The 12,697-nt window shown below is 70.2% G+C and carries 14 protein-coding genes and 1 pseudogene; 14 read left to right on the top strand and 1 reads right to left on the bottom strand.

All coding sequences use genetic code 11. The annotated features are described in order from the left end of the window. The first annotated feature begins 47 nt into the window (after window positions 1-47). Window positions 48-1,604, top strand: coding sequence for a signal recognition particle protein (gene ffh, locus AC4BEG_RS09220; RefSeq protein ID WP_490705408.1), 1,557 nt, complete (start codon window positions 48-50; stop codon window positions 1,602-1,604). A 165-nt stretch (window positions 1,605-1,769) separates the two neighbouring features. On the opposite strand, the gene AC4BEG_RS09215 is transcribed toward ffh, so the two are convergent. Then, window positions 1,770-2,669, bottom strand: coding sequence for an SAM-dependent methyltransferase (locus tag AC4BEG_RS09215; RefSeq protein ID WP_490705407.1), 900 nt, complete (start codon window positions 2,667-2,669; stop codon window positions 1,770-1,772). 278 nt (window positions 2,670-2,947) lie between these two features. Between AC4BEG_RS09215 and proS the strand changes: the two genes are divergently transcribed. From proS to AC4BEG_RS09150, 13 genes and pseudogenes are all read left to right on the top strand, one after another. Beyond that, window positions 2,948-4,363: a proline--tRNA ligase gene (gene proS, locus AC4BEG_RS09210; protein ID WP_490705406.1), complete on the top strand. Its 1,416-nt coding sequence runs from the start codon at window positions 2,948-2,950 to the stop codon at window positions 4,361-4,363. Between the two features lie 169 nt (window positions 4,364-4,532). Continuing rightward, complete coding sequence (locus tag AC4BEG_RS09205) at window positions 4,533-5,126, top strand: hypothetical protein (RefSeq protein WP_490705405.1); 594 nt, start codon at window positions 4,533-4,535, stop codon at window positions 5,124-5,126. A gap of 154 nt (window positions 5,127-5,280) precedes the next feature. Next, the gene (rpsP, locus tag AC4BEG_RS09200) at window positions 5,281-5,724 is read left to right on the top strand and encodes a 30S ribosomal protein S16 (RefSeq protein WP_490705404.1); all 444 of its coding nucleotides are present in this window, start codon (window positions 5,281-5,283) and stop codon (window positions 5,722-5,724) included. Window positions 5,725-5,726: 2 nt separating this feature from the next. After that, on the top strand, window positions 5,727-5,966 hold the full coding sequence (locus AC4BEG_RS09195; RefSeq protein WP_254745164.1) for an RNA-binding protein: 240 nt from the start codon (window positions 5,727-5,729) through the stop codon (window positions 5,964-5,966). A gap of 82 nt (window positions 5,967-6,048) precedes the next feature. Then, the gene (rimM, locus tag AC4BEG_RS09190; protein ID WP_490705403.1) at window positions 6,049-6,618 is read left to right on the top strand and encodes a ribosome maturation factor RimM; all 570 of its coding nucleotides are present in this window, start codon (window positions 6,049-6,051) and stop codon (window positions 6,616-6,618) included. Then, a complete protein-coding gene (gene trmD / locus AC4BEG_RS09185) occupies window positions 6,615-7,436 on the top strand; it encodes a tRNA (guanosine(37)-N1)-methyltransferase TrmD (protein ID WP_490705402.1) in 822 nt (273 codons plus the stop codon). Before rimM ends, trmD begins: the two co-directional genes overlap by 4 nt. A 133-nt stretch (window positions 7,437-7,569) precedes the next feature. Continuing rightward, entirely contained in the window at window positions 7,570-7,920 is a 351-nt protein-coding gene (gene rplS, locus AC4BEG_RS09180; protein ID WP_490705401.1) for a 50S ribosomal protein L19, read from the top strand. Between the two features lie 62 nt (window positions 7,921-7,982). Continuing rightward, complete coding sequence (gene lepB, locus AC4BEG_RS09175; protein WP_490705400.1) at window positions 7,983-8,831, top strand: signal peptidase I; 849 nt, start codon at window positions 7,983-7,985, stop codon at window positions 8,829-8,831. Continuing rightward, a pseudogene (gene lepB / locus AC4BEG_RS09170) lies at window positions 8,824-9,858 on the top strand (signal peptidase I); the annotation flags it as partial. The gene lepB (AC4BEG_RS09175) and the pseudogene lepB (AC4BEG_RS09170), both read left to right, overlap by 8 nt. Next, the gene (gene lepB / locus AC4BEG_RS09165; RefSeq protein ID WP_490705399.1) at window positions 9,788-10,885 is read left to right on the top strand and encodes a signal peptidase I; all 1,098 of its coding nucleotides are present in this window, start codon (window positions 9,788-9,790) and stop codon (window positions 10,883-10,885) included. The pseudogene lepB (AC4BEG_RS09170) and the gene lepB (AC4BEG_RS09165), both read left to right, overlap by 71 nt. A 146-nt stretch (window positions 10,886-11,031) precedes the next feature. After that, entirely contained in the window at window positions 11,032-11,781 is a 750-nt protein-coding gene (lepB, locus tag AC4BEG_RS09160; RefSeq protein WP_490705398.1) for a signal peptidase I, read from the top strand. Continuing rightward, a complete protein-coding gene (locus tag AC4BEG_RS09155) occupies window positions 11,774-12,307 on the top strand; it encodes an NUDIX hydrolase (protein ID WP_490705397.1) in 534 nt (177 codons plus the stop codon). Before lepB (AC4BEG_RS09160) ends, AC4BEG_RS09155 begins: the two co-directional genes overlap by 8 nt. A gap of 39 nt (window positions 12,308-12,346) precedes the next feature. Further along, complete coding sequence (locus AC4BEG_RS09150; RefSeq protein ID WP_176180398.1) at window positions 12,347-12,655, top strand: DUF2469 domain-containing protein; 309 nt, start codon at window positions 12,347-12,349, stop codon at window positions 12,653-12,655. Window positions 12,656-12,697 lie beyond the last annotated feature (42 nt).

Below are 12,697 nucleotides of genomic sequence, written 5' to 3'. Positions count from 1 at the left end.
GAGGCCGACCGCCGACCCGACAGCCGACCGAAGGATTCGCGACCACCGTGTTCGATACCCTCTCCGATCGCCTCGCAGCGACTTTCAAGAACCTCCGGGGCAAGGGCCGCCTCTCCGAGGCGGACATCGACGCCACGGCGCGCGAGATCCGGATCGCCCTGCTCGAGGCGGACGTCGCGCTTCCCGTCGTCCGGGCCTTCATCAAGCAGGTCAAGGAGAGGGCGCTGGGCGCCGAGGTCTCCCAGGCGCTGAACCCCGCCCAGCAGGTCATCAAGATCGTCAACGAGGAGCTGATCGGCATCCTCGGTGGCGAGACCCGCCGCCTCCGCTTCGCCAAGCAGCCGCCGACCGTGATCATGCTGGCGGGTCTCCAGGGTGCCGGTAAGACCACGCTCGCCGGAAAGCTGGGCCGCTGGCTAAAGGGGCAGGGTCACGCACCGCTGCTGGTCGCCTGTGACCTCCAGCGCCCCAACGCCGTCAACCAGCTCTCGGTGGTGGCCGAGCGCGCCGGTGTCGCGGTCTTCGCCCCGGAGCCGGGCAACGGTGTGGGCGACCCGGTCAAGGTGGCCGAGGACTCGGTCGAGTTCGCGCGTACCAAGCAGCACGACGTCGTGATCGTCGACACCGCCGGCCGGCTCGGTATCGACGAGGAGCTGATGCGGCAGGCGGCGGACATCCGCGACGCGGTCCGCCCGGACGAGGTCCTGTTCGTCGTCGACGCGATGATCGGGCAGGACGCGGTCAACACCGCCGAGGCGTTCCGTGACGGCGTCGGCTTCGACGGTGTGGTCCTCTCCAAGCTGGACGGCGACGCGCGCGGTGGTGCCGCGCTGTCCATCGCGCATGTCACCGGCCGTCAGATCATGTTCGCCTCCAACGGCGAGAAGCTGGACGACTTCGACGCGTTCCACCCGGACCGCATGGCCTCCCGCATTCTCGGTATGGGCGACATGCTCAGCCTGATCGAGAAGGCCGAGCAGACCTTCAGCCAGCAAGAGGCCGAGAAGATGGCGGCCAAGCTGGCGAAGGGACCCAAGGAGTTCACGCTCGACGACTTCCTGGCCCAGATGGAGCAGGTCCGCAAGATGGGCTCCATCTCCAAGCTGCTCGGGATGCTGCCGGGCATGGGCCAGATGAAGGAGCAGATCAACAACCTGGACGAGCGGGATGTGGACCGCACCGCGGCCATCATCAAGTCGATGACACCCGCCGAGCGCCAGGACCCGCACATCATCAACGGCTCGCGCCGCGCCCGTATCGCGCGCGGTTCGGGTGTTGAGGTGAGCGCGGTGAAGAACCTGGTGGAGCGGTTCTTCGACGCCCGCAAGATGATGTCCAAGATGGCCCAGGGCGGCATGCCGGGGATGCCCGGGATGCCGGGCATGCCGGGCATGGGCGGCGGTCAGAAGCGCAAGGGCAAGCAGCAGAAGAAGGTCAAGGGCAAGCAGCGCAGCGGCAACCCCATGAAGCGCAAGGCCGATGAGCAGGCGGCCGCGGCGCGCCGGGAGCAGGCGGGCCAGCAGGGCGGCGCGTTCGGCATGCCGGGCGGCCAGGGCGGTCAGGACTTCGAACTGCCCGACGAGTTCAAGAAGTTCATGGGCTGAGTCTTCGGGGCGGAAGCCCCGGCACCGGGCCCCTGCGTGGACAGCAGGGGCCCGGCGCGTTTCCCGGCCGGATACCACCGGCCGGCTGGACGCGAACAGACGTGAACGGTCGGACGCGAACAGTCAGCCACGAATGGTCGGCCGTGAACGGTCGGCCGTGAACGGTCAGACGCGAGCGATCAGATAGCGGAAGACATTCGGCATCCACACCGTCCCGTCCGCCCGCTGATGCGGATGCAGCGCCTCGGCGATCTCCTTGGCGACCTGCGCCGGGTCTGTGGCCCGCTCCGCCGCGTCGAACAGCCCGGTCGACAGCAGTCCGCGCACCGCGCTGTCCATGTCCGCGTAACCGAACGGACAGGCCACCCGGCCCGAGCCGTCGGGCCGCAGTCCGGCGCGCTCGGCCAGCCGCTCCAGGTCGTCCCTGCCGCACGGCCGCCAGCGGTCCGGGGCGCACATCGGGTCCGCGAGCCGTGCGCCCACCCGGAGGACGGACGCGGTGGCACACCGCTCCGGCGGGCCCCATCCGGCCAGCACCACGGCTCCGCCGCGCTCGGTGAGCGCCGTGGCCGCCGTGAGTGCGGAGTCCGCGGCGGCCATCGCCGTCCCGGGGGCCGTCCCCAGGGCGGGCAGCAGGGGTTCGAAGGCGGTCACGACGGTGAACCCGGCCGTCGCCCTCGCGTCCGCGGCCGCCTCCGCCGCCTCCCGCACCCAGGCAGGGTCGGGGCCGCCGAGCCCCAGCCGCGCCGGGGGCGTGTCCGCACCGCGCGGTCCGCCCGCGGCCGCCAGCCGCTTCCGGGCCAGCTCCAGACGGCTCGGGTCGGTGTCGGTTCCGCAGACCGCCGCGCCCCGCGCGGCCGCCATGAGGAGCGCGAGGCCCGAGCCGCAGCCCAGGCCGAGCAGCCGGGTCCCGGCGCCGACGTCCAGCCGTTCGTACACGGCCTCGTACAACGGCACCAGCATCCGCTCCTGGATCTCCGCCCAGTCGCGGGTGCGGATGCCGGGATCCGCGGTGTGCGACGAGGAGGGGTGCGGGCGGTGCCGCCGGACGAGCGTAGATGTCATCGAAAGGGCCCCAATCAGCGAAGAGCACGTGCCGTCGTCAGATCCGGTTTCCGTCCGCCGTCGTGCGCTGTGGCGTCCCACCCCCGTATGCCAGGGAACTCCCCATCCGTGCCCGCGTCCAGAGGTTTCACGGCCGTGCTTGCGTGCCCCCTCCGTGCGCCCCCGCACTCCTGCGCGTCCGCCCTGCTCCCGGGGCCGCCCCAGGACGCCGTCCGCTCCCGCCGGATCCTTTTGGCCCGATTCACGGTTCTGTGCGCCACCGCCGTACGATCGGCGCCATGGCGAAAGCTCCCGTACTCACCCCGCAGGCGGAGGATTTCCCCCGCTGGTACCAGGACGTGATCAACAAGGCCGAGCTGGCCGACAACGGCCCGGTGCGCGGCACCATGGTCATCCGACCGTACGGGTACGGGCTCTGGGAGCGGATGCAGACGGACATGGACGCCCGTATCAAGGCGACCGGCACCCAGAACGCGTATTTCCCGCTCTTCATCCCGCAGTCGTATCTGACCAGGGAGGCCGATCACGTCGAGGGGTTCGCGCCCGAACTCGCGGTCGTCACCCACGGCGGCGGCAAGGAGCTGGAGGAGCCGGTGGTCGTCCGGCCCACCTCCGAGACGATCGTCAACGAGTACTTCGCCAAGTGGGTGCAGAGCTATCGCGATCTGCCGCTGCTGATCAACCAGTGGGCCAATGTGGTCCGTTGGGAGCTGCGGCCGCGGCTGTTCCTGCGGACGACCGAATTCCTCTGGCAGGAGGGCCACACCGCCCACGCCACCTACGAGGACGCCCGGGACTTCGCGGCCCGCATCCACCGTCATGTCTACGCCGACTTCATGGAGAACGTGCTCGCCATGGATGTCGTGCTGGGCCGGAAGACCGCCGCGGAGCGGTTCGCCGGAGCGCTCAACACCCTCACCCTGGAAGGGATGATGGGCGACGGCAAGGCGCTGCAACTGGGCACCAGCCATGAGCTCGGCCAGAACTTCTCCCGCGCCTTCAACACCAGCTATCTGTCCCGGGACGGTGAGCAGGAGCTGGTGTGGCAGACCTCCTGGGGCAGCACCACCCGCATGATCGGTGCGCTGGTGATGATGCACGGCGACGACCAGGGCCTGCGGATCCCGCCCCGGCTGGCCCCGGTGCAGGCCGTCGTCATGGCCGTCAAGGGCGATGACGCGGTGCTCGCCCGGGTCCGGGAGGTCGGCGACCGGCTGACGGCGGCCGGGGTGCGGGTGCGGGTCGACGACCGCGCGGACACCCCGTTCGGCCGCCGCGCGGTGGACTGGGAGCTCAAGGGGGTGCCGGTCCGGGTCGAGATCGGCCCGCGCGACCTGGAGAGCGGTACCGCGATGCTGGTGCGCCGGATCCCGGGCGGCAAGGAGTCGGTGCCCGTCGAGCGGCTGGCCGAGCTGGTGCCGGGGATGCTCGAGGAGGACCAGGCGCTGCTGCTGCGCCAGGCGCGGGAGCGCCGCGAGGCGCGGACCACGGACGCGGCCACGATCGAGGAGGCCGCGGAGGCCGCGACCGCGGGCGGCTGGGCCCGGATCCGGTGGGCGGACCTGGGGCCGGAGGGCGAGACGGCGCTCGCCGCGCAGGCGGTGTCCGTACGGTGTCTGGTCGCCGAGGACGGGTCGGTGCCGGACGCGGACGACGCGCCGGGTAACGTCGCCTACGTCGCCCGCGCCTACTGAGCGGGACCGCTGAGCCGGTACGTACCGGTTGATGCGCGGTGGGCGGCTCCTCCCCACATCGGCGAACCCGCCCTCGTCGCGGCACATCACGCGAACTGACTGGTACGTGCAAATTATTTGGGATGCCCCGGAATCGGAACACCGGGCCGCTCCTGCTCGTTAGCACGACGTGAGCACGACACCACCTGTTCTCGCCGCAGAGCTGGCGCAGGCGTGGGCCGATATTCAACGGCACCACTCCGAGCTGCCGGATCTCGCCGCGCCCGAATCGTTGATCGGAGAGTCGTCGTCCGCATGTGGCGCCGAGCTCTCCTTCGAACGGCTGCTGCACGAGGCAGTCCATGGCATCGCCGCCGCCCGCGGTGTCCGTGACACCTCGCGCGCCGGCCGCTACCACAACCGCCGGTTCCTGGCGATCGCCGAGGAGCTCGGGCTGGACCATCCCGAGGAGCCACATCCCAGCAGCGGCTTCTCGCTGGTCACCCTCAGCCCCGAGGCGAGAAAGCGCTACCGGACCACCATCGAGAGACTTCAGCGCGCCCTCAAGGCGCACACCGTCGCCACCACTGCCGAAACCTCCCGCACCTTCCGCGGGCCTGCCGCGCGGCACGGCTCGTCCGGCGGCGGCGTCAGAGTCAAGGCCGTGTGCGACTGCGGGCGCAATGTCCGCGTCGTTCCGTCGGTGCTGGCGCAGGCGCCGATCATGTGCGGTGGATGCGGCAAGCCGTTCCGCATTCCGGAGGCGGTGGCCGCGGTCGGCTGACCGGCGGCGGTGTGGCACAATGGTCCGCTGTACTCGACAGTCGACCAGGACCCCTCTCTCCTCCGGCTGGCGCGTCCATCGGGCACTCGGGTACCACAACCCCACGTGGCACTTCGCGTGCTCAACCACGTCAAGACCAGGAGACACCACTTCCGTGGCAGTCAAGATCAAGCTGAAGCGTCTGGGCAAGATCCGTTCGCCTCACTACCGCATCGTCATCGCTGACTCCCGTACCCGCCGTGACGGCCGGGCCATCGAGGAGATCGGTCTGTACCACCCGGTGCAGAACCCGTCGCGCATCGAGGTCGACTCGGAGCGCGCGCAGTACTGGCTGAAGGTCGGCGCGCAGCCGACCGAGCCGGTGCTGGCCCTGCTGAAGGTCACTGGCGACTGGCAGAAGTTCAAGGGCCTGCCGGCGCCGCCTCCGATGAAGGTCGCCGAGCCGAAGGCCGACAAGCGCGCCCTGTTCGAGGCCGCCGCCAAGGACGCCGGTGACGAGCCGAAGGGTGAGGCCATCACCCAGAAGGCGAAGAAGTCCGAGAAGAAGTCGGACGAGGCGGCCGAGGCCGCTGAGTCCACCGCGTCGACCGAGGCCTGACGATGCTCGAGGAGGCCCTCGAGCACCTGGTGAAGGGCATCGTCGACAACCCCGACGAAGTGCAGGTCGCCTCGCGCAACCTGCGTCGCGGGCGCGTGCTGGAGGTCCGGGTGCACCCCGATGACCTCGGCAAGGTGATCGGCCGCAACGGCCGGACCGCGCGTGCCCTGCGGACCGTCGTGGGCGCCATCGGCGGCCGTGGGATCCGGGTCGACCTGGTCGACGTGGACCAGATCCGCTGAGGCGATCAAAGAGAGCACCGGCATGGGCCGGGGAGGGCCATGGGCCGTCCCCGGCCCGTGTGTGTGAAGGGACATCGGACACGTGCAGTTGGTTGTGGCGAGGATCGGCCGGGCCCATGGGATCAAGGGCGAGGTCACTGTCGAGGTCCGTACGGACGAGCCGGAGCTGAGGCTCGCCCCGGGCGCCGTGCTGGCCACCGAACCCGCCTCGGCCGGGCCGCTGACCATCGAGACGGGCCGGGTCCACAGCGGCCGGCTGCTGTTGCGCTTCGAGGGGGTCCGGGACCGCAACGGCGCGGAGGCGCTGCGCAACACCCTGCTGATCGCGGAGGTCGACCCGGAGGAAGTCCCCGAGGACCCCGAGGAGTTCTACGACCACCAGCTGATCGACCTCGATGTGGTCACCGTGGACGGGACCGAGATCGGCAGGATCTCCGAGATCTCCCATCTGCCGTACCAGGACCTGCTGATCGTCCGGCGTCCGGACGGCAGTGAGGTGATGATCCCGTTCGTCTCCGCGGTGGTGCCGGAGATCGACCTCGAGGCACAGCGGGCGGTGATCGACCCGCCGCCGGGGCTGCTGAACGACGCCGAGGCCGAGATCGCCGGCAGCCGTGGGAACTCCTCGTCGGACGAGGGCGCGTCGTCATGAGGCTCGATGTCGTCACGATCTTCCCGGAGTACCTGGAGCCGCTGAACGTCTCGCTGGTCGGCAAGGCGCGCGCCCGGGGGCAGCTGGACGTCCGCGTCCACGATCTGCGCTCCTTCACGCACGACCGGCACCACACGGTGGACGACACCCCCTACGGCGGTGGTCCGGGCATGGTGATGAAGCCCGAGCCATGGAGTGAGGCGCTGGACTCCGTCCTTGCCTCCGGGGAGGCCGCGGGGATGGCCAAGCCGGTGCTGGTGGTGCCGACGCCGAGCGGGCGTCCGTTCACCCAGGCGCTGGCCGTGGAGCTGGCCGAGCGCCCCTGGCTGATCTTCGCGCCCGCCCGTTACGAGGGCATCGACCGGCGGGTGATCGAGGAGTACGGCGAGCACCTGGAGGTCCACGAGGTCTCCATCGGCGACTACGTCCTGGCCGGTGGCGAGGCCGCGGTCCTGGTCATCACCGAGGCGGTCGCCCGGCTGCTGCCCGGGGTGCTGGGCAACGCCGAGTCGCACCGTGACGACTCCTTCGCGCCCGGTGCCATGGCCGATCTGCTGGAGGGGCCGGTCTACACCAAGCCTCCCGAGTGGCGTGGCCGCGGTATCCCGGAGGTGCTGGTCAGCGGGCACCACGGCAAGATCGCGCGATGGCGGCGGGACGAGGCGTTCCGCCGTACCAGCGTCAACCGCCCCGATCTGATCGAGCGCTGCGACCCCGCGGCCCTGGACAAGCACGACCGGAAGATCCTGGCCGAGCTGGGCTGGCAGGAGCTTCCCGAGGGCGGATTTGGGCGCTCGGACCGCGCCGTGGAAGAATAGGCCGCTGCCGTACGTCCGGGCGCGGCGCCCCTGCCACAGGGGGATCGACGCCCACCCGATGAGGGCGGCACTCCGAATCAACATCCGATATGCCGCTGATGACCTGTGGCATCAGCGAGGAAAGCAGACGATCATGTCTCACCTGCTCGACACCGTCGACTCCGCGTCGCTGCGCAGCGACCTCCCCACCTTCCGTCCCGGTGACACGGTCAACGTGCACGTGCGCGTCATCGAGGGCAACCGCTCCCGTGTGCAGCAGTTCAAGGGTGTGGTCATCCGCCGCCAGGGTTCCGGTGTGCGTGAGACCTTCACCGTCCGCAAGGTGAGCTTCAGCGTCGGCGTCGAGCGCACCTTCCCGGTGCACACCCCGATCGTGGAGAAGATCGAGGTCGTCACCCGCGGTGATGTGCGCCGTGCGAAGCTGTACTACCTGCGCGACCTCCGCGGCAAGGCCGCCAAGATCAAGGAGAAGCGCGAGAACTGAGTTTTGCGCGACTACTGAGCTACCGCCGGATCATCCGGCCGGGGCGGATAGGCTCTGGCCCGATGGACACCGAAGGACAGCTCACGGAGCGCGACCGCGCCTCCAGCTCCTCGACGGAGCGCGAGGAGCGGTCGCGCTCTTCGCATGAGCCGGGCGACGCCGCGGAGGAGACCGCCGCCGCACCCCGGCCCGCCCGGCGTGCGCTCGGGTGGCTGACCGGCGGTGGGCCCTGGCGGCGGGCGGGAGTGGTCACGGCACTCAGCGCCGTGCTGGTCCTGCTGGTGAGCGGCTGGGTGGTCCAGCCGTTCCTGATCCCCAGCGGCTCGATGGAGAACACCCTGCGGCCCGGGGACCGGGTCCTGGTGAACAAGCTCGCCTACCGTTTCGGGGACGATCCGCGCCGCGGCGACGTTGTGGTGTTCGACGGAACGGGTTCCTTTCTCGGTGAGAAGCCGTCGGGGAACCCTGTGACCGGAGTGCTCCGCAAGGGGGCCGCGGCGGTCGGACTGGCCGCCCCGGCCGCGTCCGACTACATCAAGCGTGTGGTGGGCGTCGGGGGTGACCGGGTCACCTGCTGCGACAAGCGGGGGAGGATCGAGGTGAACGGTCAACCGGTGGACGAGCACTATCTGCGCCCGGGGGACAGCCCCTCGCGTGTGCCGTTCGACATCGTGGTCCCGGAAGGGCGGCTGTGGGTGATGGGTGACCACCGTTCCGCCTCCCGAGACTCGCGGGACCATCTCGGTGCGCCCGGCGGGGGCACTGTCCCCCTCGGCCAGGTGATCGGCCGTGCCGACTGGATCGCCTGGCCGGTCGGCCGCTGGTCCCGGCTGGAGCGGCCGGAGACCTTCGCCAGAGTGCCCGAGCCCGGTGTCATGCACGGCGCGGAACCCGGCGGCGCGCATGGGTAGCCGTGGACGACCCCGGTACGGAAAGCGCCGCGCGGGCGCGCCGCCGGAGCCGGAGGCTTCGCCTCCGGGGGAGCGCCCGCTGGGCGGGCGTGCCGAGCGGCGCAAGATCCAGCGCCGTATCAAGCGCAGGCGCCAACGCTCCAAGGTCAAGGAGATACCGATCCTGGTGGGCGTGGCGCTGGTGATCGCACTGGTGCTGAAGACCTTCCTGGTGCAGGCGTTTGTGATTCCGTCCGGATCGATGGAGCAGACGATCCGCATCGGCGACCGAGTGCTGGTGGACAAGCTCACACCGTGGTTCGGTTCGAAGCCGGAGCGCGGCGATGTGGTGGTGTTCAAGGACCCCGGCGGCTGGCTCGAGGACGAGCGCAAGCCGCCCAAGGAGGATCCGCCGGTCATCAAGCAGGGCAAGCAGTTCCTGACCTTCATCGGTCTGTTGCCGTCGGACAACGAGCAGGACCTGATCAAGCGGGTGGTCGGGGTCGGCGGTGACACGGTGGCGTGCTGTGACTCCGACGGCAAGGTCACCGTCAACGGAACGCCGCTGAACGAACCGTATCTGCACCCGGGGAACGAGCCATCGCAGCGCCAGTTCAAGGTGACCGTCCCCAAGGGGCGGATCTTTGTGATGGGCGATCACCGCTCCAACTCGGCGGACTCCCGGGTGCATCTGGACGAGCCGGGCCAGGGCACCGTCTCGGACGACATGGTGGTCGGCCGCGCGGTGGTGATCGCCTGGCCGTTCGGCCATATGCGGCAGCTGGAGGAGCCCGGAACGTACGCCTCGGTGAAGGACGCGCCGAGTGGGGAGACACAGGCGCAGGGCTCGCCGCATAGGCTGTCCCCCATGGATCAGCAAGGAATGGTCCAGCTCCCGACCCCTGCGGAACTCCCGCTCGTTATGGGAGTGGTGGTCCTGCGCCGTTCGTGGAGCAGGCGGCAGTCAGGCGTGAGGAGTGGATGTGGGGGATTTGGCGGTCGACGCACGATCCGGTCACGAAGAGCCCGAGCGGCGACCCGGGACAAGGGGAGAGACCTCTGTGAACGGGGACGGCACGGACACGGCGCCAGAGACCGGTGCGCCCACGGACCGGGCCTCCGGCGACCCGGCCGGGCCCGCCGGCGCGGACCGTGCGACCGCGGCGGATCCCTCGGACCGCTCGGGGTCACCCGATCCCCAGGACTCCGCGGAGGACGCGGCGCCGGAGGATTCCTCCGGGGCGTCCGGCCGTTCCGGCGGCGAGGCCGCGCCGGGGGCGAGGAGCGCTAGCGGCAAGGGCCCGAAGAAGGTGCGCTCCTTCTGGAAGGAGCTGCCGATCCTGGTCGGTATCGCGCTGCTGCTGGCGCTGCTGATCAAGACCTTCCTGGTGCAGGCGTTCTCCATCCCGTCCGACTCGATGCAGAACACCTTGCAGCGGGGCGACCGGGTGCTGGTGGACAAGCTCACCCCGTGGTTCGGCTCCGAGCCCCAGCGCGGTGAGGTGGTGGTCTTCCACGACCCGGGCGGCTGGCTCGGCGAGTCCGAGAAGCAGGACTCCGGACCGGTCGCCGAGGGCATCCAGAAGGCGCTGAGCTTTATCGGGCTGATGCCGTCGGCCGAGGAGAAGGACCTGATCAAGCGGGTCATCGCGGTCGGCGGGGACACCGTCTCGTGCAAGCGCGGCGGCAAGGTCATGGTGAACGGCAAGGCGCTGGACGAGCCGTACATCTTCCCCGGGAACACCCCGTGTGACGAGAAGCCGTTCGGGCCGGTCAAGGTGCCCGAGGGGCGGATCTGGGTGATGGGCGACCACCGCCAGGACTCGCTGGACTCGCGCTACCACCAGAACCTGCACAACGGCACGGTCTCGGTCGACGATGTCGTCGGGCGCGCGATCGTCGTCGCCTGGCCGGTCGACCGCTGGAGCACCCTGTCCGTGCCCGGCACCTTCGACCAGCCGGGGCTCAGCGCGGCGGCCTCGCTGGCGCCGACGGCCGGCGGGCTCGCGGGCGCGCTGCCGATCGTGCTGTGGCGGCGGCGCAGGCTGATCGCCAGGGCGGGCCGGGACGGCTGACCTGCTGGTCTGCCGCTGTTGCCGGGCTTCCCCGCCGCATCCCACTGCTGACGCCGGGCGCCTACCGCGGGTAAGGTGCGATCCCGTGTCCTCGGGCACGCGGAACCTGATCTTCTGACGTCGGTGCGCAAGGCGGGAGCACGGGAATGAGCAGACCGGTGGGGGAGGGCAGGTTCGGAAGCCTGCTGTCCGGAGTGGCGGTGGCTCTCGGCTGTGTGCTGTTCCTGGGCGGATTCGCCTGGGCCGCGGTGATCTACAAGCCGTACACGGTTCCGACCGACTCCATGACGCCCACCATCGGCAAGGACGACCGCGTGCTGGCGCAGCGGATCGACGGCGATGAGGTGCGCCGCGGTGACGTGGTGGTCTTCCAGGACGCCGTCTGGGGCGCGATGCCCATGGTGAAGCGGGTGGTCGGCGTCGGCGGCGACAAGGTCGTGTGCTGCGACAAGCAGGGGCGGCTGAGCGTGGACGGCAAGGCGCTCGACGAGCCGTATCTGGAGAAGAAGGACCAGGCGTCCCTGACCGGCTTCACCACCACGGTGCCCAAGGGACGGTTGTTCCTGATGGGCGACCACCGCAGCGATTCGCTCGACTCACGGGTGCACCTCACCGACAGCGGTCACGGAGCCGTGCCGCGCAGCGCGGTCAGCGCCCGGGTCGACGCCACCGCCTGGCCCCTGGGCAGCTTCGGCATGCTCGAGCGGCCGCGGACGTTCGAGGCGCTGCCTGGCGGGGTCTCGCAGCCGGGGCCGCTGCGGCTGATGGTGATCGCGGTCGTCAGCGGCGCCGTGCTCATCCTGGCGGGGGCGGCGTACGGGCCGATCGCCCGCCGCAGGCGCGCCGGTGCCGCGCGGCGTGAGGAGCCGCGGGGGACGGTGACGGCGCGTGGCTGACGGGGCGGCCGGACGGCCTCCGCGGGCCGGCGCGGACGAGCGCCCGCTGCGGCGGGTGGCCCGGGTGGTGCTGCTGGACCCGCGGGACCGGATTCTGCTGCTGCACGGCTATGAACCGGACGATCCGTCGAGGACCTGGTGGTTCACGCCCGGCGGCGGCCTGGAGGGCGAGGAGAGCCGCGAGGAGGCGGCCCGGCGGGAACTGGCCGAGGAGACCGGGATCACCGATGTACGGCTCGGCCCGCTGCTGTGGCGGCGGATCTGCTCGTTCCCCTTCGCGGGACAGCGCTGGGACCAGGACGAGTGGTACTTCCTGGGGCGTACCGAGCAGACCGCGACGGTCGAGGGTGAGGGGCTGACGGAGCTGGAGCGGCGCAGTGTGGCCGGGCTGCGGTGGTGGACCGCGGAGGAGCTGGCGACGGTGGACGAATCGGTATATCCGACCCGCCTGCCGGAGCTGTTGCGTACGCTGCTCGTCGAGGGACCCCCGAGTGCACCGGTGATCCTGGAGACTGAGCGCGTCTGACGCACAATGGGGGGACGCACGGCTGAAGGGGAACATGCCATGAGCGCCGAGGACCTCGAGAAGTACGAGACCGAGATGGAGCTGAAGCTCTACCGGGAGTACCGCGATGTCGTCGGTCTGTTCAAATACGTGATCGAGACCGAGCGCCGCTTCTATCTCACCAACCAGTACGAGATGCAGGTGCACTCGGTCCAGGGTGAGGTCTTCTTCGAGGTGTCGATGGCCGACGCCTGGGTCTGGGACATGTACCGCCCGGCCCGCTTCGTGAAGCAGGTACGGGTACTGACGTTCAAGGACGTGAATATCGAGGAGCTGAACAAGAGCGACCTCGACCTCCCGAGTGGCTGAGTTATCCACAAGTGATCGCCGGTCCACAGAAATCCTCCAAGA

The organism is Streptomyces sp. JLBJ103, from assembly GCF_058215575.1.
The sequence above is the reverse complement of the archived record's forward strand: the minus strand, read 5'-3'. Positions and strand labels throughout refer to the sequence as shown.

Coding starts and splice junctions, on each gene's coding strand:
- AC4BEG_RS09215 (WP_490705407.1), bottom strand. CDS start 2,669: ATGACATCTACGCTCGTCCGGCGGCACCGCCCGCACCCCTCCTCGTCG.
- trmD (WP_490705402.1), top strand. CDS start 6,615: ATGAGGCTCGATGTCGTCACGATCTTCCCGGAGTACCTGGAGCCGCTG.
- lepB (WP_490705398.1), top strand. CDS start 11,032: ATGAGCAGACCGGTGGGGGAGGGCAGGTTCGGAAGCCTGCTGTCCGGA.
- AC4BEG_RS09195 (WP_254745164.1), top strand. CDS start 5,727: ATGCTCGAGGAGGCCCTCGAGCACCTGGTGAAGGGCATCGTCGACAAC.
- lepB (WP_490705400.1), top strand. CDS start 7,983: ATGGACACCGAAGGACAGCTCACGGAGCGCGACCGCGCCTCCAGCTCC.
- rplS (WP_490705401.1), top strand. CDS start 7,570: ATGTCTCACCTGCTCGACACCGTCGACTCCGCGTCGCTGCGCAGCGAC.
- AC4BEG_RS09150 (WP_176180398.1), top strand. CDS start 12,347: ATGAGCGCCGAGGACCTCGAGAAGTACGAGACCGAGATGGAGCTGAAG.
- proS (WP_490705406.1), top strand. CDS start 2,948: ATGGCGAAAGCTCCCGTACTCACCCCGCAGGCGGAGGATTTCCCCCGC.